This is a genomic window from Bradyrhizobium sp. 215_C5_N1_1 (assembly GCF_052075935.1).
Lineage (GTDB): Bacteria > Pseudomonadota > Alphaproteobacteria > Rhizobiales > Xanthobacteraceae > Bradyrhizobium > Bradyrhizobium barranii.
Window position 1 is genome coordinate 7,176,502 of the sequence record NZ_CP197228.1, and the last position, 22,263, is coordinate 7,198,764.

19 protein-coding genes and 1 tRNA gene are annotated in these 22,263 nt (G+C 65.2%); 6 read left to right on the forward strand and 14 right to left on the reverse strand.

Going from position 1 to position 22,263, the window contains the following annotated elements:
- Positions 1–12: 12 nt before the first annotated feature.
- From fdhF to mobB, 7 genes are all read right to left on the reverse strand, one after another.
- Complete coding sequence (gene fdhF, locus AB7G19_RS34350) at positions 13–2,781, reverse strand: formate dehydrogenase subunit alpha (protein ID WP_085402169.1); 2,769 nt, start codon at positions 2,779–2,781, stop codon at positions 13–15.
- Positions 2,778–4,481, reverse strand: a complete 1,704-nt coding sequence (locus tag AB7G19_RS34355; protein WP_085402170.1) for an NADH-ubiquinone oxidoreductase-F iron-sulfur binding region domain-containing protein — start codon at positions 4,479–4,481, stop codon at positions 2,778–2,780. Before AB7G19_RS34355 ends, fdhF begins: the two co-directional genes overlap by 4 nt.
- A gap of 152 nt (positions 4,482–4,633) precedes the next feature.
- Positions 4,634–4,906, reverse strand: a complete 273-nt coding sequence (locus AB7G19_RS34360; RefSeq protein ID WP_063985265.1) for a hypothetical protein — start codon at positions 4,904–4,906, stop codon at positions 4,634–4,636.
- A 110-nt stretch (positions 4,907–5,016) separates the two neighbouring features.
- Complete coding sequence (locus tag AB7G19_RS34365) at positions 5,017–6,672, reverse strand: OFA family MFS transporter (protein ID WP_085402171.1); 1,656 nt, start codon at positions 6,670–6,672, stop codon at positions 5,017–5,019.
- 319 nt (positions 6,673–6,991) lie between these two features.
- The gene (locus AB7G19_RS34370; protein ID WP_085402172.1) at positions 6,992–7,255 is read right to left on the reverse strand and encodes a sulfurtransferase TusA family protein; all 264 of its coding nucleotides are present in this window, start codon (positions 7,253–7,255) and stop codon (positions 6,992–6,994) included.
- A gap of 43 nt (positions 7,256–7,298) precedes the next feature.
- On the reverse strand, positions 7,299–8,555 hold the full coding sequence (locus tag AB7G19_RS34375; RefSeq protein WP_085402173.1) for a molybdopterin molybdotransferase MoeA: 1,257 nt from the start codon (positions 8,553–8,555) through the stop codon (positions 7,299–7,301).
- A 9-nt stretch (positions 8,556–8,564) separates the two neighbouring features.
- Positions 8,565–9,092: a molybdopterin-guanine dinucleotide biosynthesis protein B gene (mobB, locus tag AB7G19_RS34380; protein WP_085402174.1), complete on the reverse strand. Its 528-nt coding sequence runs from the start codon at positions 9,090–9,092 to the stop codon at positions 8,565–8,567.
- A 209-nt stretch (positions 9,093–9,301) separates the two neighbouring features.
- On the opposite strand from mobB, the gene fdhD reads away from it, so the two are divergent.
- A complete protein-coding gene (gene fdhD / locus AB7G19_RS34385) occupies positions 9,302–10,192 on the forward strand; it encodes a formate dehydrogenase accessory sulfurtransferase FdhD (protein WP_085402175.1) in 891 nt (296 codons plus the stop codon).
- Positions 10,179–10,814 carry a molybdenum cofactor guanylyltransferase MobA gene (mobA, locus tag AB7G19_RS34390; RefSeq protein ID WP_085402200.1) on the forward strand — a complete coding sequence of 212 codons (636 nt, stop codon included), beginning with the start codon at positions 10,179–10,181 and terminating at the stop codon, positions 10,812–10,814. Before fdhD ends, mobA begins: the two co-directional genes overlap by 14 nt.
- 33 nt (positions 10,815–10,847) lie before the next feature.
- Here mobA and AB7G19_RS34395 read toward each other — a convergent pair whose 3' ends face one another.
- Genes AB7G19_RS34395 through AB7G19_RS34410 form a run of 4 tightly spaced genes read right to left on the reverse strand, consistent with a single transcriptional unit; the run spans position 10,848 to position 15,980 of the window.
- Entirely contained in the window at positions 10,848–11,978 is a 1,131-nt protein-coding gene (locus AB7G19_RS34395) for an FAD-dependent monooxygenase (RefSeq protein ID WP_085402201.1), read from the reverse strand.
- Between the two features lie 45 nt (positions 11,979–12,023).
- Entirely contained in the window at positions 12,024–13,973 is a 1,950-nt protein-coding gene (locus AB7G19_RS34400) for a molybdopterin biosynthesis protein (protein WP_085402176.1), read from the reverse strand.
- 12 nt (positions 13,974–13,985) lie between these two features.
- Entirely contained in the window at positions 13,986–15,092 is a 1,107-nt protein-coding gene (locus AB7G19_RS34405; RefSeq protein WP_085402177.1) for a molybdopterin-binding protein, read from the reverse strand.
- Between the two features lie 54 nt (positions 15,093–15,146).
- Positions 15,147–15,980 (reverse strand): substrate-binding domain-containing protein, encoded by an 834-nt coding sequence (locus AB7G19_RS34410; protein ID WP_085402178.1) that lies wholly within the window; start codon positions 15,978–15,980, stop codon positions 15,147–15,149.
- 326 nt (positions 15,981–16,306) lie between these two features.
- Here AB7G19_RS34410 and AB7G19_RS34415 point away from each other — a divergent pair, with 326 nt between their 5' ends.
- Together AB7G19_RS34415 and AB7G19_RS34420 are read left to right on the forward strand one after the other, a co-directional pair.
- Complete coding sequence (locus AB7G19_RS34415) at positions 16,307–17,200, forward strand: helix-turn-helix transcriptional regulator (RefSeq protein ID WP_063985273.1); 894 nt, start codon at positions 16,307–16,309, stop codon at positions 17,198–17,200.
- A gap of 98 nt (positions 17,201–17,298) precedes the next feature.
- The gene (locus AB7G19_RS34420) at positions 17,299–18,528 is read left to right on the forward strand and encodes an ABC transporter substrate-binding protein (RefSeq protein ID WP_085402179.1); all 1,230 of its coding nucleotides are present in this window, start codon (positions 17,299–17,301) and stop codon (positions 18,526–18,528) included.
- A 125-nt stretch (positions 18,529–18,653) separates the two neighbouring features.
- On the opposite strand, the gene AB7G19_RS34425 is transcribed toward AB7G19_RS34420, so the two are convergent.
- Complete coding sequence (locus AB7G19_RS34425) at positions 18,654–19,631, reverse strand: TAXI family TRAP transporter solute-binding subunit (RefSeq protein WP_085402180.1); 978 nt, start codon at positions 19,629–19,631, stop codon at positions 18,654–18,656.
- A gap of 107 nt (positions 19,632–19,738) precedes the next feature.
- On the opposite strand from AB7G19_RS34425, the gene AB7G19_RS34430 reads away from it, so the two are divergent.
- Complete coding sequence (locus tag AB7G19_RS34430) at positions 19,739–20,716, forward strand: Bug family tripartite tricarboxylate transporter substrate binding protein (protein WP_085402202.1); 978 nt, start codon at positions 19,739–19,741, stop codon at positions 20,714–20,716.
- A gap of 346 nt (positions 20,717–21,062) precedes the next feature.
- Positions 21,063–21,138, forward strand: a tRNA-Ile gene (locus AB7G19_RS34435).
- Positions 21,139–21,358: 220 nt separating this feature from the next.
- Here the strand turns inward: AB7G19_RS34435 and AB7G19_RS34440 are convergent.
- Together AB7G19_RS34440 and AB7G19_RS34445 are read right to left on the reverse strand one after the other, a co-directional pair.
- Entirely contained in the window at positions 21,359–21,757 is a 399-nt protein-coding gene (locus tag AB7G19_RS34440) for an ester cyclase (protein WP_085402181.1), read from the reverse strand.
- A gap of 70 nt (positions 21,758–21,827) precedes the next feature.
- Positions 21,828–22,058 (reverse strand): hypothetical protein, encoded by a 231-nt coding sequence (locus tag AB7G19_RS34445; RefSeq protein ID WP_085402182.1) that lies wholly within the window; start codon positions 22,056–22,058, stop codon positions 21,828–21,830.
- Positions 22,059–22,263 lie beyond the last annotated feature (205 nt).

The window sequence follows — 22,263 nt, forward strand, 5'->3', positions numbered from 1 at the left end:
GTCCTGGCGAAATTACTCCGCCGCGTCCCGCATCTCCGCGCGCTCGGCCCTGGCCGCGCAGAACTTGAACTCCGGGATCTTGCCGAAGGGATCAAGCGCCGGGTTGGTCAACAGGTTGGCCGCCGCCTCCGCGTAGCAGAACGGCATGAACACCATGTTCTCCGGCACGTCGCGATCGGAGCGGACCTTGACCTCGACCGCACCGCGGCGGGTCTCCAGCCGGATGAAATCGCCGGGCGCGAGCTTCTTCCGGTGCATGTCCTTCGGCGACATGAACGCGACCGCCTCCGGCTCGATCTGGTCGAGCACCTGCGCGCGGCGGGTCATCGAGCCTGTGTGCCAGTGCTCGAGCACGCGACCGGTCGAGAGCACCATCGGATATTCGGTGTCGGGCAGCTCATCCGGCGGGATGACCTTGGCCGGCACGATCTTGCCGCGGCCGCTCGCGGTCGGGAAGCCCGTGGTGAAGATAATCTCGTTGCCGGGCTTGTTCGGATCATCGGCCGGATAGGTCACGGCACCTTCGCGCACCAGCCGCTCCCAGCTGATGTTCTTGAGCGAGGGCATCAACTCCGCCATCTCGGTGTAGACGTCGCCGGGGCCGGAATAATTCCAGGGCAGGCCCATCCGCTTGCCGATCTCCTGGATGATCCAGAGATCCTGCCGCGCATCGCCCGGCGGCTTGATCACCTGGCGCGCGAGCTGCACGCGGCGATCGGTGTTGGTGAACGAGCCGTCCTTTTCGGCAAAGGCCGAGGCCGGCAGGATGACGTCGGCATGGAACGCGGTCTCGGTGACGAAGAGATCCTGCACGACGAGATGATCGAGCATGGCCAGCGCCTGGCGCGCATGCTGGAGATCGGGATCGGACATCGCGGGATTCTCGCCCTCGATATACATGCCCGTGATCTCGCCGGCATGGATCGCGTTCATGATCTCGACCACGGTCAAACCGCGGACGGGATCGAGATCCTGCTGCCACAGTTTTTCGAAATTGCCGCGCAGATCGTCGCGGCTGACCGGCTGATAATCCGGCAGGAACATCGGGATCAGGCCGGCGTCGGAGGCGCCCTGCACGTTGTTCTGGCCGCGCAGCGGATGCAGGCCGGTGCCGGGACGGCCGACCTGGCCGGTGATCAGCGCCAGCGCGATCAGGCAGCGCGCATTGTCGGTGCCGTGGACATGCTGGCTGATGCCCATGCCCCAGAAGATGATCGACGACTTTGCCCGCGCATAGGTGCGCGCAACCTCACGCAGCGTTTGCGCCGGGATGCCGCAGATCGCCTCCATCTTCTCCGGCGTGAACTCCTTGATCTTCTCCTTGAGGTCCTCAAAACCTTCGGTGTAGCCGGCGATATACTGGTCGTCGGTCAGGCCCTCGGTGATGATCGTGTTGATCATCGCATTCAGCATGGCGACGTCGGAGCCCGGCTTGAATTGCAGATGCTTGGTCGCGTGGCGCGACAGCGTCTGCCGGCGCGGATCCATCACGAACAGCTTGGCGCCATTCTGCTTGACCGCGTTCTTGATGAAGGTCGCGGCGACCGGATGGTTCACGGTCGGATTGGCGCCGATCACGATGATGACTTCGGCATCCATCGCAGCCGAGAACGGCGCCGACACCGCGCCCGAGCTCAGGCCTTCGAACAGCGCCGCCACCGACGAGGCGTGGCAGAGCCGCGTGCAATGATCGACATTGTTCGAGCCAAAACCGGTGCGCACCAGCTTCTGGAACAGATAGGCCTCTTCATTCGAGCCCTTGGCCGAGCCGAAGCCGGCCAGCGCCTTCACGCCCTTCTCATCGCGGATCCTGACGAGGCCCTTGGCCGCGATGTCGAGCGCTTCTTCCCAGCTCGCTTCGCGGAAATGCGTGAAGGGATTAGCGGGGTCGACCTGGTCGTTGGAATCCTTCTTCGCATTCGGCAGCCGCACCAGCGGCTTGGTCAGACGATGCGGATGGTGGATATAGTCGAAGCCGAAGCGGCCCTTGACGCAGAGACGATTGTGATTGGCGGGCCCGTCGCGGCCTTCCGCGTAGATCACCTTCTCGTCCTTGACCTCGTAGGTCACCTGGCAGCCGACGCCGCAGAACGGGCAGAGCGAATCCACCTTCTTGTCGGCGTAGACGACACGGGTCTGCTTCTCGTCGAGCATGACGGCCGGCATCAGCGCGCCGGTCGGGCAGGCCTGCACACATTCGCCGCAGGCGACGCAGGTGGACTCGCCCATGGGATCGTCGAAGTCGAACACGATCTTCGAGCCATGGCTGCGATACGCCATACCGATGACGTCGTTGACCTGGACCTCGCGGCAGGCACGCACGCAGAGGCCGCACTGGATGCAGGCATCGAGGTTGACACGCATCGCCGGATGGCTGGCGTCGGTCGCCCAGCGCTCGGCGGCGGGGAAGCGGCTCTCGGTGACGCCTGTGGTCTCGGCCCAATGCCAGAACTTCGAATCCGGATCGTGCGAGGTCTCGCGCGCCGGCTGGTCGGCGACGAGCAGCTCCATCACCATCTTCTGCGCGGACACCGCACGCGCGGATTCGGTCTTCACCTTCATGCCGACCGACGGTGTGCGCTTGCAGGAGGCGGCGAGCACGCGCTCGCCCTCGATCTCGACCATGCAAGCGCGGCAATTGCCGTCGGGGCGGTAGTCGGGCGCCGGCGAATAGCACAGATGCGGAATCTCGCGGCCCTGGCGTTTTGCAACTTGCCAGATCGTCTCGCCGGGTTTGGCCTCGACCTGCTTGCCGTCGAGCTCGAACGTAATTTTGGTCATTCGGCCGCTTCCTTGAACTCGTCAGGGAAATATTTGATCACGGTAGACAGCGGATTCGATGCCGCCTGTCCGAGCCCGCAGATCGAGGCATCACGCATCGCCTGGCTCAATTCTTCCAGAAGTGCGCGGTTCCAGACGGGCTTCTGCATCAGCTGCGCCGCCTTCTGGGTTCCGACACGGCACGGCGTGCACTGGCCGCAGCTCTCGTCCTCGAAGAACTTCATCAGGTTCAGCGCGGCCGCGCGCACGCTGTCCTTTTGCGACAGGATCACGATCGCGGCCGAGCCGATGAAGCAGCCGTATTTCTCCAGCGTGCCAAAATCGAGCGGGATGTCGTCCATGGACGCCGGCAGGATGCCGCCCGACGCGCCGCCCGGCAGGTACGCGTAGAACTGGTGCCCGTCGGCCATGCCGCCGCAATATTCGTCGATCAATTCGCGCACGGTGATGCCGGCGGGTGCCAGCTTCATGCCGGGGTTCTTGACGCGGCCCGAGACCGAGAAGCTGCGCAGGCCGTGACGCTCATGGCGGCCGTTGCCCTTCCACCAATCCGCGCCCTTCTCGACGATGTCGCGCACCCACCACAGCGTCTCGATGTTGTTGATCAGCGTCGGCAGGCCGAACAGGCCGACCTGAAACGGATAAGGCGGCTTGTGCCGGGGCAGCCCGCGCTTGCCCTCGATGCTTTCGAGCAGCGAGGATTCCTCGCCACAGATATAGGCGCCGGCGCCGCGGCGCATGTGCAGCGTCGGACCGCCCGGAGGAAGCTTTGCGATCTCGCGCTCGAGGATCTCGCGCGATGCCGGATATTCGTCGCGCAGATAGATGTAGACGTCGGAGGCCTGCACGACATGCGCGCCGAGCAGCATGCCTTCGATGAAGCGATGCGGATCGCTTTCGAGATAGACGCGGTCCTTGAACGTGCCAGGTTCGCCCTCGTCGCCATTGATCGCCATCAGCCGCGGGCCGGGTTCGCCCAGCACCGCGCGCCATTTCCGGCCCGTGGGGAAGCCGGCGCCGCCGAGGCCGCGCAGCGAGGCGTCGTCGAGCGCCTTCAGCAGATCGTCCTTCGGCAATTCGCCCGAGCGCACGCGATTGAGCAGCTTGTAGCCGCCGCCGGCGACATAGGCGTCGTAGTCAACGTATTCAGGCAGATGCGCGTGGGTATCGCCGGCCTTCGCGGCCGCCATCACATTAGCCACGGTCGCGTGATCGACGAAGTTGTGACCGACTTCAGCCGCCGGCGCGGTATCGCAGCGGCCGACGCAGGGCGCGCGGACGACGCGGATGCCCGGACCCGATGTGCTCTGCAGGTCGGCGAGCAGCTTGTCGCCGCCGAGCATTGCGCAGGTCAGTGAATCGCAGACGCGGATCGTCAGCGGCGCGATATCGGGCTCGCCTTCCTTCACCACGTCGAAATGCGCGTAGAAGGTCGCGGTCTCGAACACCTCGGCGAAGGCGAGCTTCATCTCGTCGGCAAGCGCGGCGAGATGAGCGGCCGAGATCTGGTGATATTTGTCCTGGATCAGGTGCAGATATTCGATCAGGAGGTCGCGCCGCCGCGGCCTGTCGCCGAGCAGCTGCTCGATCTCGTGCGCGGCGGTGGGATCGACCTGCCGCCCCTTGGGCGTGGCCTTGGCTCGCTTCCGTCCCTCGCCCGGGTGTTCGAACGAGCGGACCTCGTGCACGTCGTGACTCATCGATGCGTCTCGTATCTCTTCTTTAGAACGAGTCCAACTCTAGCCTGTGGCATACCAGATGCCAAGAGAATTCATGCGTTCCGATAAGCATTTAAGGGGCATGCAGCCGCCCGGCTCCATGCCCCTTCATCGACCCGATTTGTGGCGCGGCCTCACGTCTTGCTCATGCACTCTTCGATGTAGAACCAGCGGTCGTCGCCAGCGAGGCCCTTGGACTTCACGTCGGCGCGGCAGGCTTTGAGCTTCGGCTTGTTGGCCGCCCACTTCGCCTTCATGTCCTTCAGCTTCTGCATGGTGAGCTTGATCTTGCCCGGCTTGGCTTCGGTCGTTGCGGCAGGCGCCGCCGGCGGCGTCGTCTGCGCGGATGCGGCATGAAGGCCAGCGACAAGCAACACGGCCACAAGGCAAATTCGGGTGCGAAGCATTTCAATCCCCCTAAGTCCCACTCTTGATTAAGTCCGACTCTTGATGATGTCTAAAAGGCGAACGCCGCGGGACGCCGATGATCAGCATCCCGCGGCAGTCTCGACGGCGATCAGAAGATCTTGACCGCGCTCTCCAGCGTCTTCCAGACACCCCAAAGCAGGGGCACGCCGACGAAGGCCCAGAACAGCGCCGCCTTGACGTCAAGCCCGCCGAATCCGATGCCGTAGGAGCCGTGCGGCCCCGCGGCAGCGGCGCTGGCGCTCGCCGCTTGCAGCTTGGCGACGTCGGCGTCCTTCATGTGCCACTTCGAATCGACCGGCTTGATCAGGTAGTTGCAGATCAGGCCCGCGATCAGCATCGCGCACAGGATGTACATGGTCGTGTTGTAGAGCTGATCGCGCGGCACGCCCGCCGCGAGCTGGAACTCGCGGATGTAGTTCACCACGACGGGGCCGATGATGCCCGCGGTGGACCACGCCGTCAGCAGCCGGCCGTGGATGGCGCCGACGAACTGGGTCCCGAACATGTCGGCAAGGTAGGCCGGCACGGTGGCGAACCCGCCGCCATACATCGACAGGATGATGCCGAAGCCGAGCACGAACAGGAGCTTCGAGCCCATCGCCGCAAACGTCGGCGCCAGCGCGTAGAGCACGATGCCGAGGATGAAGAACGTGTAATAGGTGTTCTTGCGCCCGATCTTGTCCGACAGCGATGCCCAGAAGAAGCGGCCGCCGATGTTGAACAGCGACAGCAATCCGGCGAAGCCCGCGGCGATCGCGGCGATCTGCGCCTTCTGCCCGGCGTCGAGCGCGTTGAAGCCGACTTCGGGCAGGCCGATCAGCTTGCCGGCGAAGATCTCCTGGAGCATCGGCGAGGCCATGCCGATCACGCCGATGCCGGCCGACACGTTCAGGCACAGCACCCACCAGATCAGCCAGAACTGCGGCGTCTTGTGCGCGTCGTTGAGATGGACGTTGCTCTTCGAGATCATCGCGTTGGCCTTGGACGGCGGGGTCCAGCCCTCGGGCTGCCAGCCGGGCGGCGGCAAGCGATAGCGGAACGCGCCGATCATCATGAACACGAAGTAGATGACGCCCATCGCGACGAAGGTCTCCCAGACGCCGACCGAAGTCGGGGTCTTGAAGTAGTTCATCAACAGGTTCGCCAGTGGCGCGCCGATCATGGCGCCGCCGCCGAAGCCCATGATGGCCATGCCGGTCGCCATGCCGCGGCGGTCCGGAAACCACTTCACCAGCGTCGACACCGGCGAGATATAGCCAAGGCCGAGACCGATACCGCCGATCACGCCCGAGCCCAGCCACAACAGCCAGAGCTGATGGGTGTAGACCCCGATCGCACCGAGGAAGAGGCCGCCGCACCAGCACAGCGCCGAGACGAAGCCGGCCTTGCGCGGACCGACGCGCTCCAGCCAGCCGCCCCAGACCGCGGCCGCGATACCGAGCAGCACAAAAAAGAGCGTGTACATCCAGCCCATGCTGGCGACCTTCCAGTCGCAGCTGGTCGTGAACAGCTCCTGAAACAGCGACATGTCTGCGCACGCCTTCGGCGCGGTCACCCCGATCGCGCGCGACAGCGGCAGCCAGAACACCGAGAAGCCGTAGGCCATGCCGATGCAGAGATGGATGCACAGCGCAGCCGGCGGCACCAGCCAGCGATTGAAGCCGGCGGTCGCGATGGTTCGCTCGCGATCCAGAAAACCTGCGCCGGCACCCGAAAGTGTTCCAGCGCTCTCGATTGTTGCCATGTAGTCCTCCCCTGCAGTTGCCCTTCTGAGCAAGCCTGCCGCTGCAATCCTGGTCCTCAGCCCTTGCGGCGCAGCCACGGTCCCTGCTGCTCCGCACAATCATTGACGCGCGCCAGGATCGTCACGCGCATCCGAGTCGTTAACCCCTCGAGCGGGGCTCTATGCCGATACACCGTGCAGGCTTCGTGAGCTTGGCCCGTTCATCCGCGTATCGCAGACAAGACTCAACCTCCGCGCCTGCACGGAGGTTGTCAATTGGGGCAGAAGCCACGATTGATGTCGATAGACAAAAGGTAGGTATCAGTAGAGTGACCGTGCACTACGAACGCAGCGCACCATTGGTTTTCTCTATCGATCCATTGACCTTTTCTATCAAGAACACGATGCGCGCCTCGTTGCGCTCGGTGATCTCCACCGTGTCGCCCGTCTCGCGGATCAGGTTCGGAATGTCAATCACCGACAATGGGTCGGTGCAGTGCACCTCGAGCTGATCGCCCGGCTGTAACGGTTTGAGCGCCTTGCGCGTCTTCAGGGCAGGTAGCGGGCATTTCAACCCGGTGAGATCGAGCGTGGTTCTGGTCATGGGCGCAACATGGCGGGGTGAGGCGATGGCGTCAACGCGAGGTTCAGAGCAAATCCGCATAGGGCAGGAAACCCACGCTCTGGCCCGGCTCGACGCGCGTGATATCGTCGCCGAGTTCGATGAGGCCATCGGTCTCGACCAGCGACGACAGCAGGCCTGCGCCTTCGCGCGGAAACTTGACCGCTTCCAACGCACCGTCCTCTCCGCGTCGCAACGAGCTGCGAACATATTCGCGGCGGCCGATCTTCTTCTTGTAAGTGAACGCAGCGCGCACCGGAATCGGCAACAGCGGCTCCGGCAGACTGCCCGCAAGCGCCAGCACCGTCGGCCGCACCACGTGGACGAAGGTGACGAAACTGGCGACGGGATTGCCGGGCAGGCCGATCAGCGGCGTGCCGCCGATGATGCCCATCGCCACGGGACGGCCGGGCTTGATGGCCATCCGCCACAGCACCAGCGAGCCGATGCTCTCGACCGCCGCCTTGACGTGGTCCTCCTCGCCGGTCGAGACGCCGCCGGTGGTGAGGATCAGATCGTGGCTGCCCGCAACCTGCTTCAATCCATCCGCGAGCGCACTGCGTTCGTCGCGCAAGATTCCGAGGTCGGAGACCTCGCAGCCGAGCCGGCGCAGCATCGCCATCAGCATGAAGCGGTTGGAATCGAACAGCTGTGAGGCCGCGCGCGGCTCGCCGGGCGAAGCCAGCTCGTCACCGGTCGAGAACACGGCGACGCGGATGCGCCTGACGACGTCGAGCTGGGTCAGGCCGAATGCTGCAGCAAGCGCGACATGCTGCGGCCGCAGCCGCTGGCCGACCCGCAGCGCGACGTGCCCTTGCGGAATGTCCTCGCCCGCCGGGCGGACATTTGCGCCGGGCTTCAGCCCCGGCGGCAGCACGATTCTGCCGGCCTCATCGAGGCGGACGTCTTCCTGCATGAAGACGGTCTCCGCGTCAGGCGGCATCGGCGCGCCCGTGAAGATGCGCGCAGTGTGGCCTGCCTTGATCGGCGCCTGCGCAAGACCGCCGGCCTGGATGCGGCCGTCGAGCGGGAATGCCCGTTCCGCGCCTTCCGGAAGGTCGGCGTTGCGCACGGCGTAACCGTCGACGGCGGAGTTGGTGAAGGGCGGCAGCGGCAGGGGCGCCGCGATATCGCGCGCGAGCACGCGCCCATCGGCGTCAACGAGTGCCACGGTCTCGATATCGGCGATCGCATTAACGCGCGTGGTGATCAGACCAACGGCCTCGTCGACCGACATCATCGGTCCGCCGAAGGCAAAGCAATCGTCCGACAGTTGCGCCATGGTGCCTCGTCAGCGTATCGCGGCGCTTTTTGCCACCGCTTCCTCGACCGGCATCGCCGCACGCAGCAGCAACGCCGCGGCAGCCTCGATATCATCGAGATGGACGGTCGGCAGGCGGGTTTCAATGGCAATGTCGGTCGCAATCCCGACAATCCCGGGATCATCGGGAAACAGCAGCGGCTTGCCGTTGCCGGCGCGATGCACCTCGATCTTGCGGTGCGGCTCGCGCTTGAAGCCTTCGACCACGACGAGATCGACGGCCGACAGCTTGCCCAGGAGCTCCGGCAGCCGCGGTTCCTCGGCGCCGCGCAATTCATGCATCAGGGCCCAGCGGTTCGACGACGCAACCAGCACCTCGGCCGCGCCGGCCTCGCGGTGGCGCCAGGAATCCTTGCCGGGCACGTCGACGTCGAACTGGTGATGGGCATGCTTGATGACGGAGACGCGCAGGCCTTGCGCGTTGAAATGCGGGATCAGCCGCGTCAACAGCGTGGTCTTGCCCGCACCGCTCCAGCCCGCAAGGCCGATGACTTTCATGTCCGTTCGATCTCCGCCAACGGCTCGTCAGCCGATGGAACCCCTGGCCTCTCCCCGTCATTGCGAGCGCAGCGAAGCAATCCAGACTGCCACCGCGGATATAGTTCTGGATTGCTTCGCTTCGCTCGCAATGACGAACGGAGGCATTTCGTTGTCTCCACGGCATGCTTATATCGGCTTGACCCGAATGTCATGCTAACGTCGCGGCCATGATGAAGATCGACAAAGCCCCGGTGCCCCTGATCGTTCCGAACCCTGACGACCCGCGCCTGACGGAGCGCGTGACCGGCACCGACCAGACCGGCGCCAAGGTCGAGATCAAGGTGCCGATGGAACGGCCGCTGACGCTCTACCTGAATTCGCAGGAGATCGTCACCATGATGACGATCGGCGACTACCCGGAATATCTGGCGCTGGGCTATCTGCTCAACCAGAACATGCTGAAATATAATGACGAGGTCACTGAGGTCGAATACGACGACGACCTCCAGGTGGTGGTGGTGCGCACCGGGCATCACACCAATTTCGAAGCCAAGCTGAAGAAGCGCACCCAGACCTCGGGCTGCGCGCAGGGCACCGCGTTCGGCGACCTGTTAGAGGCGGTCGAGAGCGTCGCGTTGCCGAAGGCCGAGCTGCGCACCTCCTGGCTCTACCAGATGACGCAGACCATCAACACCATGCCCTCGCTTTATCTGGAGGCCGGCGCGATCCATGGCTGCGTGCTGTGCAAGGAGGGCGAGCCGCTCTGCTACACCGAGGACGTCGGCCGTCACAACGCGGTCGACAAGATCGCGGGCTGGATGTACCGCCACGGCGTCGATGCCTCCGACAAGATCCTCTACACCACGGGACGGCTGACCTCGGAAATGGTCATCAAGACCGTGCGCATGGGCATTCCGATCCTGGTGTCGCGCTCCGGCTTCACCGCCTGGGGCGTCGATCTTGCCCGCCAGGTCGGACTGACGCTGGTCGGCCGCACGCGCGGTAAGCGCTTCATCGCGCTCGCGGGCGAAGAGCGGATCGTCTACGACCAGAACCTTGCTTACGTCGAGGAGGAATCGACGAAGCACAAACGCAAGGGTGAAGGTGGTGACGACTGACTTTCCGGCAACGCAGGGCGTGCTGCTCGCAGGCGGCCTCGCACGGCGCATGGGCGGCGGCGACAAGCCGATGCGGACCATCGGCGGCCGCACCATCCTTGAGCGCGTGATCGCGCGATTGACGCCGCAATGCAGCGGATTGATCCTCAACGCGAATGGCGATCCCGCACGCTTCGCGGCGTTCGGTCTGCCCGTTGTCGCCGATGACGTACCCGGCTTCCCCGGGCCCCTCGCCGGCATCCTTGCCGCGCTCGACTGGACGGCGGCGAACCGGCCTGACATCGAATGGGTGCTGAGCGCCGCAGGCGACTGCCCGTTCCTGCCGCGCGATCTCGTGGCGCAGTTGCACGAGGCGCGGGAGCGCGAGAACGCCCAGCTCGCGGTCGCCGCATCAGGCGATCAATCACATCCGGTGATAGGTCTGTGGCGCGTCGCCTTGCGCGACGAGCTGCGTCACGCGCTGGTCGTCGAAGACCTCCGCAAGATCGACCGCTGGACCGCGCGCTATCCGCTGGCGACGGTAACGTGGCCGGCCGAGCCGCTCGATCCGTTCTTCAACGCCAACACGGTCGAGGACATCGCCGAAGCAGAGCGGCTGGCCGCGCTGGATGCGGCCTCCTGACAAGAAGCGTCGGCGCAAGCGCGAGCAGACGGTTCAAGCCGCCAGCGGCACTTCCCAGGGGTCGTAGCCGTAAACCCAGCTCGTATCGGTCCTCTCCTTGAGCCAGATGTTGGCGCGCGAGGTCTCCTGCACCCGCGTCGTGCGCACCTTGCGGGTAGCCTCGAAGCGGCGGAACGCATTGGCGACGCCGTCGCGGCCGACACCGTCGAGGCAGCGCGACAGCACGGCGGCGTCCTCGATTGCCATCGCCGCACCTTGCGCCATGTAGGGCGTCATCGGATGGCAGGCATCGCCGAGCAACGTCACCTTGCCGTCGGCCCAGTGCTCCAGCGCGTCACGGTCCATGATCGCCCATTTGTGCACGTCGGGACAGGCGGAGAGCACCCGAGTGACCTGCGGATGAAAGCCTTCGAATGATGCGCGCAGGTCGCGCACGTCGCCCCTCGCCGACCAGGACTCGATGCGAAAGTCCGGCTCGGGCTGGCTGGTGACGAGATAGACCTCGCTGCGATCAGGCTTGACGTAATAGATCACGATGTGGCGGTCCTCGCCCCACCATTTGGTGCAGTCGTCGATCCCTGCGCCGCCGAGCAGCGCGGCGGGATAGGTGGTGCGATAGGCGACGCGGCCGGTGAATTTGGCCGGCGCGGTGTCGAACAGGAGATCGCGGACCGTCGAATGGACGCCGTCCGCGCCGACCACGGCATCGGCGATGGCACGCGTACCATCGGCAAAGGTCAGCCAGACACCACCGCCGGTCTGGTCGAGACCGACGAGCTTGTGACTGAGCCGCACAAATTCGTTCGGCACCACGCTCGCCAGCGCAGCGTGGAGATCACCGCGATGGGCGAGCAGATAGGGCGCGCCGAACTTCTCTTCCGCGCTCTCGCCGAAGATCATGTCGAACTTGATGTCGCCGCTCTTCCAGTCGCGGTTGTTCCAGGAGCGTGGATAGAACGAGTGCTCGCGCATCCGCGCCTCCAGCCCCAGCGCGCGCAGCACCTTCATTGCGTTGCAGCCGATCTGGATGCCGGCGCCGATGCGGGCGAACTGGGAGGCCTGCTCGTAGACCATCACATCGATACCGACGCGCCGAAGCGCCGCGGCCGTCGCGAGCCCGCCCATGCCGGCACCGACGATCGCAACCGAAAGCGGCCTTGCCATCGCGTCCCCCACCCCGTCGCGCGGCTTGAACGCCGCGTCGTCGATCTACGCAGGCCGGAAGCCCGCCCGCTCCAGCGCCGTACGCGCCTCGTCCGAGCCGAGTGCGTCGAGAAAGGCCTGGACGGCCGACCGCTGCTTGCGCGCTGTCACCAGCGCGAAATCATAATGCTCTTCCGCGAGCGGAATGAAACCGAGACCGACCGCATGGGCGACCGGCGCAATGGTCATGCCCCAGTCGGCACGGTGCTGCGCGACAGCCGCAGCCACGGCATTGTGCGAGCGCGGCTGGTTCCAGTAACCTTCCGGGCGCGCACCGCCGAGCAGCCGGTCGATCAGGATGCGCGTGCCGGCGCCCTGGTTACGGTTGACCATGATGCAGGCGGGGTCCGCGAGCGCGGCGGCAACTGCTTCCTTCGCACCGAGCCCCTCGAAACGTTTGTCGCCCTTGCGGAACACGATGCCCTGCATCCGCCGCCAGCCCGGCACGAGCTCGAGCCCCTCAACGAGGTAAGGCGTGTTGTAGGTCTCGCTCTTGTCGTCGAACAGATGGATCGGCGCGAGATCGCATTCGCCCCGCTTCGCCGCCGCGAGTCCGCCGAGGCTGCCGACCGCGATCGAGCGCACGGTCAGCCCCGCATGCGCGAGTTGCGCCGTGACGAGATCGAGCCCGGTGCAATGGCTGCCGACGATGACGAGATCGGGCACCCGCACATGCGGCGTGAACAGCGTCACCTCGGCGTCGGTCCCTGCCGGCATCTGGTCGGCGAGCGCGTCGATGCGCAGAAAACCGTCGGCCTGCGCGAACGACGTGATCGCACCGGACCCCTTGCCGGAGGGATAGGCGATCAGGCCGTCCTTGCCGCCGACCAGCGAGACCATGACGAACTCGGTGCGGCCGAGCTCGGAGGCGATGCGCACCGGCACGGTCGCGCTTACCTTGGCATCGGAGCGTGGCGGCAGCCCGGCCATCCGACGCAGCACCGGCACGATCATGTCGTGGAAGGTGAACATCGCCGAGGTCGGGAAGCCCGGCAGGATCACCACGGGCTTGCCGTCGCACACCGCAAGGCACAGCGGCTTGCCGGGTTTAAGTGCGACGCCATGCGCGAGGATGCCAGGCTGGCCGAGCCGGCCGATGATGCGATGGGACACGTCACCCGCGCCCTTCGAGGTGCCGCCCGAGAGCACCAGCATGTCGGCGTCCGCCAGCGCGCGGCGCATGGCGGCTTCGAGTTTTGCCTCATCGTCGGGAATGGCGCCGAGGAACACCGCCTCGCCGCCATTCTCGTCGATCGCGGCAGCGACGATGGCGCCGTTGGTGTCGTAGATCGCAGCCGGCGCGAGCGCCTCGCCGGGCTGAACCAATTCGTCACCGGTGGAGATCACGGCAACACGCGGCTTACGCGCGACAGTCACCTCGGCGATGCCGCAAGCCGCCAGCATGCCGATCTCACGCGAGCCGATGATCGTGCCGGCGCGCAGCAGCGCCTCGCCGCGCGCGATGTCGGAGCCTGCGTAGGACACGAACTGTCCCGGCGAGACGGCTCGCCGGACGTCGATCGCATCGGATCCGGCAGGCTGGGTGTGCTCCACCATGACGACGGCGTCGGCGCCGCGCGGTAGCGGCCCGCCGGTTGCGATCGGCGTTGCGGTTCCTGTCGCCACTTGCAGCTTCGGCGCGGTGCCGCAGTGAATGGTCTCGCCGTTCAGCGCAAGGCGAACGGGCGCGCCTTCGCCGGCCGCGGCGAGATCGGCCGAGCGCACGGCAAAGCCGTCAACGTTGGAACGGTCGAACGGCGGAACGTCGAGGGGCGCCGTGATGTCTTCGGCCAGCGCCGCGCCGAGCGCATCGGCAAGCTTGCGCGTCTCGCTCGGGACCGCGCGCGGGAACAACGCAGCTTCAAAGCGCGCCAGCGCGTCCTCGCGCGAGAGGATCTGGAGGAACTGCTCCTGTTCGAGCGCGCTACGGTCTTGCGATTGCGGGATCATCGTCATGCCAAACCCATATCATTCCCGCATCAGATAGGCATCGACCGGCGTTCCTGCCGCAAATCCCTCGTGGCTGGCGGGAACGAGCAGCCATGCATCGGCCCGGGCAATGGCCTGAAGCGGCCATTCCCCCACCGCAAGCGGGAGCCACGCATGATGTTCCTCGGCCAGCAGGGCGATTTCGGCGATGCCGACACTGGATGCGATTTTTCGCGCAAGCGGCAAGGTCATGCGGCGGCGTAACTGCCGCGCCGACAGCCGATCGACGAGCGGCAGCACGAGCGCGAGCCAGGCGGCAAGCGCATGATCGGGCGAGCCGGGCAACGCGACGATTGGAACCGGTCCGAGCCGCCCGACCGCGGCGGTGCGTCCGGGCTGGAGCGCGAGGCCATGGGCGAGCACGTCACCATGCCGGGCCAGCGCGCTAACCGCGGCATCCCGGCGGCCTGCGCCGCTGCCGCCGACCGTCACGACGAGATCGCAGGCGAGATCGCCGAGCGCTTCCGCGATCGATGCCGCATCTCGCGCGGCAGCTTCGCGCGCTTGCACCTGCAGCCCTGCCGCGCGCGCGATCTCGGCAATCATGTGCGCCGTCACGGCCGCACCCGGCACGTTGACGATGCCCAGCCGCGGCCGCCGTACGCTCAGCTTTTCAACACCGGCGGTGCGCGCGAGCAGCAAGGCGGCAGGATGGATCAAATGCCCTTCTGCCACGGCGGGCGCCCGCCCGGCAATGTCGCTTCCGGCACGCCTGACGCCCCGTCCGGGCACGCCCTCCGCCAGCACTTGGGCGAGTGGACCCGACACCTCGACTGCGTCGGCATCGAGCACACAATCACATCCCGGCGGCATCGCGTCGCCGGCATCGACCCAAACGGGCGCCGTCGTCAGAGGCAGCGGCGAATAGGCGGACGCGCCGACAATATCGTTGGCGCAGAGCGCCCAGCCATCCGCAGCGGCGATGTCGCACGACGGACAGGCCGCAAGCAGCGGCGTCCCTGCCGCGATGCAGCCGGCGGCCTCCGCCAGGGGCAACTCGATCGTCGCGATCGGATCAACGCCTCGCAGCAACGCGGCGAGCGCAGTGTCGAGCGGCGTCAGTGCTGGCGGCAGGCGCTGGGTCATGCGCCATGATGGACCATGCATCGCCCGGTTTGGCAACCGCTGGCAACGCGAAGCTCAGCCGCCGGACTTGGCCGCATTGGGGAAGAACAGCTGCTGTCCGTCGACCTTGTAGCCGGCGATCGCCGCCTGCCCCTCCGGCGAAATCAGCCAGTCGACGAAGGTCTGCCCCAGCTCCTTCTTCACGTCCGGAAACTTTTCCGGATTCACCAGCATCGCGCCGTACTGATTGAGCAGCCGCTTGTCGCCTTCCACGACGATGTCGAGATCGCCGCGATCCTTGAAGGCGATCCAGCTGCCGCGGTCGGACAGCACATAGGCGTTCGCCGTGCGCGCCGCGTCGAGGGCTGCGTCCATCCCTTGCTTGACTTCGCGATACCATGCGCCCTTGGCAGCGGCGATATCGATGCCGGCGACGATCCAGAGCGCGAGCTCCGCGCCATGGGTGCCCGAGCGATCGCCGCGCGTCACGAACGGCGCGCCCTTGGCCTCGATCGCCTTCAGCGCGGTGGCGATGTCCTTGCCTTTCACGGCGGCGGGATCGTTCTTCGGTCCGATCAGCACATAGTCGTTGTACATCACGTCAAAACGCTTCACGCCAAAACCGTCGGCGACGAATTTCTCCTCCTGCGGCCGTGCGTGCATCAGCACGACGTCGACTTCGCCCCTGCGCGCGCCGTCGAGCACTTCATCGGCACGCCGCGCGATCACCGTCACCTCGATGCCGGTCTTCTCGCGGAAGATCGGTAGCAGATGATCGAGCAGGCCGGACTCCTGTGTCGCCGTGGTCGAGGCCAGCACGATCGCGCGGTCCTCCGCAAATGACGCCGCCACGCCCGCGGCGAGGCCGCAGAGAAGCGCGAGTGCAACGGACAGGCGGCGGACGACCATGATCGGGTTCCCATTGGCTAAGACGCGATCATGATGATGATCGATTGCGCCACACTCGTGACGCGTTTGCGCGTTGCGCTCCCCACTCGGGACATTTCGGCAATGCGGCTCGCGCGGTGCGCCCATTGCAATTGCGAGCGCGACGGCCGCAAGGCCCGCGCCACGCGGGTGCTTCAGGATCGTTCACCAAAGCAGAGATCGCGCGTGAGGATGTGTTGCAAAGCAGCGAGATGATCGGGCATGGTCCTGCCGGACGTAAATTGAAATGCAGAATTCCACCTGCGTCGAACGCCAAAAAGAAGCAAGAATTTGCATAGGAATGCAGGATGGAATTCCTGACGACCAGCGAAGCCGCCGACTACCTTCGGCTCGGCGAACGCAAGCTCTACGAACTCGTCACCACTGGCGCGATCCCCTGCACCAAGGTGACCGGGAAGTGGCTCTTCCCGCGGCACGAGCTCGACCTCTGGGTCCTGTCGGGACTGGCGCGGCCGGCCGGCATGCTGACTGCGGAGCCGCCGCCGGTCGTGGGCGGCAGCCAGGACGAGCTTTTGGACTGGAGCCTGCGTGAATCCGGCTCGGGCCTGGGATCGATGAGCGAGGGCAGCGCGCGCGGGCTCGAGCGCTTGCAACGCGACGAGGTGATGGCGGCGGCGGTGCACTTCCACAGCCTGGAGGCCGACGGCAATCTTGCTTCCGACGCCAGTGCGACGACGCTGCGTGACGCGCCTGACCTGCATGATGCGGTGCTGGTCGCATTCGTGCGCCGCGAGCAGGGTCTCGTGCTGCCGCCGGGCAATCCGAAACGCCTGCGCGGCCTCTCCGACGTGCTTGCGCTCGGTGTCAGGATGGCGATGCGACAACAGGGCACAGGCGCGCAGATGCTGCTCGACGTGCTGTTGAAGCGCGCCGGCGCCTCGACGCGCGATCTGCGCCGGATCGAGACACCGGCGCTCACCGGGCCGGATCTCGCCGAGATCGTCCGCGCGGGACAAGCCGATTGCGGAATCGCGACGCGTGCGGCGGCGCGCTCGGCCGGGCTCGATTTCGTGCCGCTGGTCTGGGAGAATTTTGATCTCGCAATGCGGCAACGCAGCTATTTCCGCCCGCCGATGCAGGCCCTGATCCGGTTCCTCAGCGAAAGACGGCTGCGACAGCGCGCCGAGGAGCTGACCGGCTACGATCCCTCGCCGGCGGGACAGATCCGCTTCGCGGCCTGACGTTGACGCCCGCCCCCAAATAGTTGCAAAAGAAACCAATTCAGCCGGGCCATACCCGGGCAACACCGGCCAACGAGCCGGATCAGGGGAGGACAAGCGTGAATCCAACGAGATTTGGACTTCCGGTCGCGGCCGGCTTTGCAGCGACGTTCTTGGCGGCGGCGCTGCTGCCGGGTACGGCGTCGGCGCAGGTTTCCGACGACATCGTCAAGATCGGCGTGCTCACCGACATGAACGGCCCCGCCTCCGCGCCGACCGGCCAGGGTTCGGTGACGGCGGCGCAGATGGCGATCGACGATTTCGGCGGCAAGGTGCTCGGCAAGCCGATCAGCATCGTGATCGGCGACCACCAGCTCAAGGCCGATATCGGCGGCGGCATCGCGCGGCGCTGGTACGATGTCGACCAGGTCGACCTGATCGTCGACGTGCCGGTTTCCGCGGTCGGGCTCGCGGTGCAGAACGTCGCCAACGAGAAGAAGCGGCTGTTCATCACCCACTCCACCGGCACGGCGGATTTCCACGGCAAGTTCTGCTCGCCCTACGCGATCCAGTGGGTGTTCGACACCCGCGCACTCGCGGTCGGCACTGCGGATGCGGTGGTGAAGCGCGGCGGCGACAGCTGGTTCTTCATCACCGACGACTACGCCTTCGGCCATTCGCTGGAGCGCGACGCCTCCAGCGTCGTCACCGCCAATGGCGGCAAGGTGCTGGGCTCGGTGCGGCCGCCGCTGGCAACCCCCGACCTCTCCTCCTTCGTGCTGCAGGCGCAGGCCTCCAAGGCCAAGATCATCGGCATTGCCGCCGGTCCCCCGAACAACATGAACGAGATCAAGACCGGCTCGGAGTTCGGCGTGTTCAAGAGCGGCCAGCAGATGGCGGCGCTGCTGGCGCTGATCACCGACATCCACGGCCTCGGCCTGCAGGCGGCGCAAGGGCTGTTGCTGACCACGTCGTTCTACTGGGACATGGATGACAAGACCCGCGAATGGTCGAAGCGCTATTTCGCCAAGATGAACAAGATGCCGTCGATGTGGCAGGCCGGCGTCTATTCGAGCGTGATGCACTATCTCAACGCCATCAAGGAGACCGGCACCGACGATCCGCTCAAGGTCGCGGCCAAGATGCGGGAAAAACCGATCGAGGATTTCTTCGCCCGCAACGGCAAACTGCGCGAGGACAATCTGATGGTGCACGATCTCTGGCTGGTGCAGGTGAAGACGCCGGAGGAGAGCAAATATCCGTGGGACTATTACAAGATCCTCACGACCATCTCGGGCGACAAGGCGTTTGGCCCACCGGACCCGGCGTGTCCGCTGGTGAAGAAGTGATGCTGTAGCGAGAGGTCGTCGTCATGGCCGGGCTTGTCCCGGCCATCCACGATCTTTCGTACGGCGCCAAGAACGTGGATGCCCGGGACAAGCCCGGGCACGACGATTGTCGATGCAGTCGCGTCCTATTTCATGACACCGATTTCGCGGAAGTATTTTTTCACGCCCGGATGGATCAGCTCCGGCTTCGGCGCTGCCGCGACCGTGTTCGACGCCGTGGTCTCGCAGGCCTGCGCGAGCTGCTTGCAGAACGTCGCCTCGGCGCCGTGCAGCGTCTTCGCGAGACGATAGGCGACGTCATCGGGCAGGTCTTCGCGCGTGAGGACGAAACTCCACGAGCCGAGCGAGGCGATCGGCTCGGCCTGCTTCGGATAGGAGCCGGCCGGCACGGTGAGCGGCTTCAGGAACGCATGCTTGGCGCGAATGCGCGTGATCTCCTCAGCGGTCGGCGCAATGAAGCGCGCGCCTGACGCACTCGATGCCACCGCGGCAAAGCCGGGCCAGCCGATGCCGGCACCCCACAACGCGACGACGCGGCCATCCTCGACCATCGCGGGGCCATCGCCGGCGCGGTCGAGATAGATCGCCTTGAAATCCTCGTCCTGCTTCAGGCCGAGGCCATCGAGCACGTAGCGCGCCAGGATCGGCAGGCCCGAACCTTTGGCGCCGAACGCGACGGGCTGGCCGACGAGATCGCGAATGGTCTTGTACGGACTGTCCGCCCGCACCACGAACATGCCGGGGTTGGAATAGATCGCGGTGAGTATCTTCAACCGCACAGGCGCGCGGCCGATGCCGGCAAAGGCCTCGTAGGCCGGCTCGCCCGCGACCAGCGCGAGATCGAGCTCGCCCTTCTCCAGCAGCGGAATGTTCTCGTTGCTGCCCTTGGTGTTGCGGGGCGCGATGGTGATTTGCGGATCGGCCGCGTTCATCGCTTCCGCAAAGGCATTGCCATAGAGCGGAAAGCCGCCGCCGGGCGTCGCGGTGCCCAGGCTGAGTGTCGTGGTCGGAATGGCCTTGCCTCCGGTTTGAGCAGCGGCGGGGCTTGCGAGTGGATTTGCGAGCAGCGCCGCGCCGAGAAGGATTGTGATTGCGAATCTCATGATGAGTCCCGACCGCCCCGCGTCAACATCGACTTGCGGCGATGTAGGCAGCGGGCGGTTTTTGTGAAAGCATGCAGCCCAACGACAATAGAACAATGGGAGACGTCATGTTGCGAATTTTGCGTAACACTGTTTTTGGGCTGCTGTTCCTTTCAACTCTTCTCAACGCCTCCCCTCCCGCCTCCGCCGCCGGCTACCCCGACCGCCCCGTGCACTGGATGATCGGCTTCGCCGCCGGTGGCCCGGTCGACATCGTGGCGCGGATCATGGCGCAGGCGCTCTCGGATCGCCTCGGCCAGCAATTCATCGTCGAGAACCGCGCCGGCTCCGGCGGCAACATCGCGGCCGCCGCCGCGATCAACGCAGCGCCCGACGGCTATACGCTCTTGTTTGTCGCACCCAACAACGCGATCTCGACCTCGCTCTACAAGAAGCTGCCTTACGACTTCCTGCGCGACACCGTGCCGGTCGCGAGCATCATGCAGCTCACCAACATGCTGGTCGTCTCCAATGCGATGCCGGTGAAGACGGTTCAGGAGTTCATCGACTACTGCAAGGCCAATCCCGGCAAGATCTCCTTTGCCTCGTCCGGCAACGGCACCTCGGTGCACATGTCGGCGGAGCTCTTCAAGGTGATGACCAAGTGCGACATGGTGCACGTGCCCTATCGCGGCTCGGCCATCGCCTTCCCCGACATCATCTCCAACAAGGTGCAGCTGATCTTCGACAACCTTCCCTCCGCGCTCGAGCAGTCGCGCGGTGGCACTGTCCGCGCCATCGGCGTCACCTCGCCGCAGCGCTGGCCAACCGTGCCCGACGTGCCGGCGATCGCCGAGACCGTGCCGGGCTTCGAATCGGTCGGCTTCTACGGCATCTCCGCGCCGAAGGGCACGCCGCCCGAGGTGATCGAGATCCTCAACAAGGCCGTCGGCGAAGCCCTGAAGGACCCGAAGGTCATCGCGCGGCTGACCGAGAATGGCGGCATCCCGAAGCCAATGACGCCCGCCGAGTTCGGCAAGCTGGTCGCGGATGAGACCGAGAAGTGGAAGAAGGTGGTGGAGTTCGCCGGGGTTTCGGTGGACTAGGCAGACCTCGCGGCCGGCTTCGTCCGCCCGCTGGCAAGACGTTCGGGGGACCCAAGGGTCTCCCTCAACACAATAACTGCGAAAACAACCCCATGCACCGTAGAACAGGCCAGCGATTACAAGGGGTTACGCACGATGAAAAATGGCTCCTCGCGAGGGCCATTTGACTCGTCGGGCAAAACAGGCGTATGAGTGCATCATCGCCAGTTTCGGTTATTCAAAAATTACACGCGGTACTGCTTCGGCGTTCCCTTACGCCAGAGCCAGCATTGCACCCCCGCCTCCATCCCTGTAAACGAACCGCGCACCGTTGCCGGCCGCGCGTTTCCGCGGCCGTCTCGCGGCGGGGCCTGTAGCTCAATGGTTAGAGCCGGCCGCTCATAACGGTCTGGTTGCAGGTTCGAGTCCTGCCGGGCCCACCAAGCAAATCAACCACTGTCGCGCCAAATTGGGTCCGATTCGATTCCAACGATTCACGAGTCGAATTCCAAAGAATTGTGGTGCGATCTCGCGGGATTCCATTGAATCGCGAGTTGATTTGGCTGATTTCCAAGGAATCGCGGATCGATTAGTTCGGAGGGGCGCCTGAAAGGAGGCCATTGGTTACGGGATTTTTTTTCGACTCAAATGGGCCCATTCGACCTATTTGCGTGGCGGCAGCGCTCCAACCTGATGAAGAAGCGCAAACCGGTCCGGCACCCCCCAGCGCTCAACGAGCTTGCCGTCGGCAAAGCGGCAGATGTCCATGACATCAATGGCGACTGGCTTGCCCGAGCGTGGATCGACGCCCGTTGCCTTGCTGCGTGCCCACACAGTATCGCCAGCCTCCACGACCGCTTCGACCGCAAGTGTCAGATCCCTGATGCTACGCCTCGCATCCTCGATTTGCGCCTTCAGGATTTGCGGACCGGGAATATCGGTGGGCGACAGATACTCGCGCTCGACGAGGTTCTCGGCGCAGATTTCGTCCGCGTCCGTGAGGTCGCCTTGGGAAAAGCCGCGCTCTATGATGGCATTGAAGCGCGCCAGATTCGTCAACATGACAACCGCTCTCCCGCAGCTCGATTGACGACAGACCTAGCGCGAGGACCCAGAAGTGCGCTTGTAAATTTCAGTCATCCGCCGGAAAAAAGATGTTGTCCCACTCGCCGACGAAGCCGCCAGGCGGCAGACCGGCAAAGGCGTGGCGTTCGCGGATGAAATCGGCCTGGTCGAAATAACCGAGTTCGTGGATGATATCCTTCCACGAACGGCTCGGGGTATTGCGACGAGACGCCAGCGCCCGGTCGAACCCGGATGGTGCGTGCGAACAGCTTTGGTGCCATTCCGACTTGCGTCGCAAACCGGCGCTGGAATTGACTGGCTAAGGCCGGATTTTGCAACACAGTCCTTGATCCGCGCGCGGCCGCCGGCGGCGACCATCATCCGGGACGAGAGGCCGATCGCGCAGTCCTGCGTGCCGCTTTCGAGCATCGACCCGACCCAGCGCTCGACAATGTCGACGCGCTGAGCAAAATCACTTGCCATCCGCACCGCATCGCCAAGCG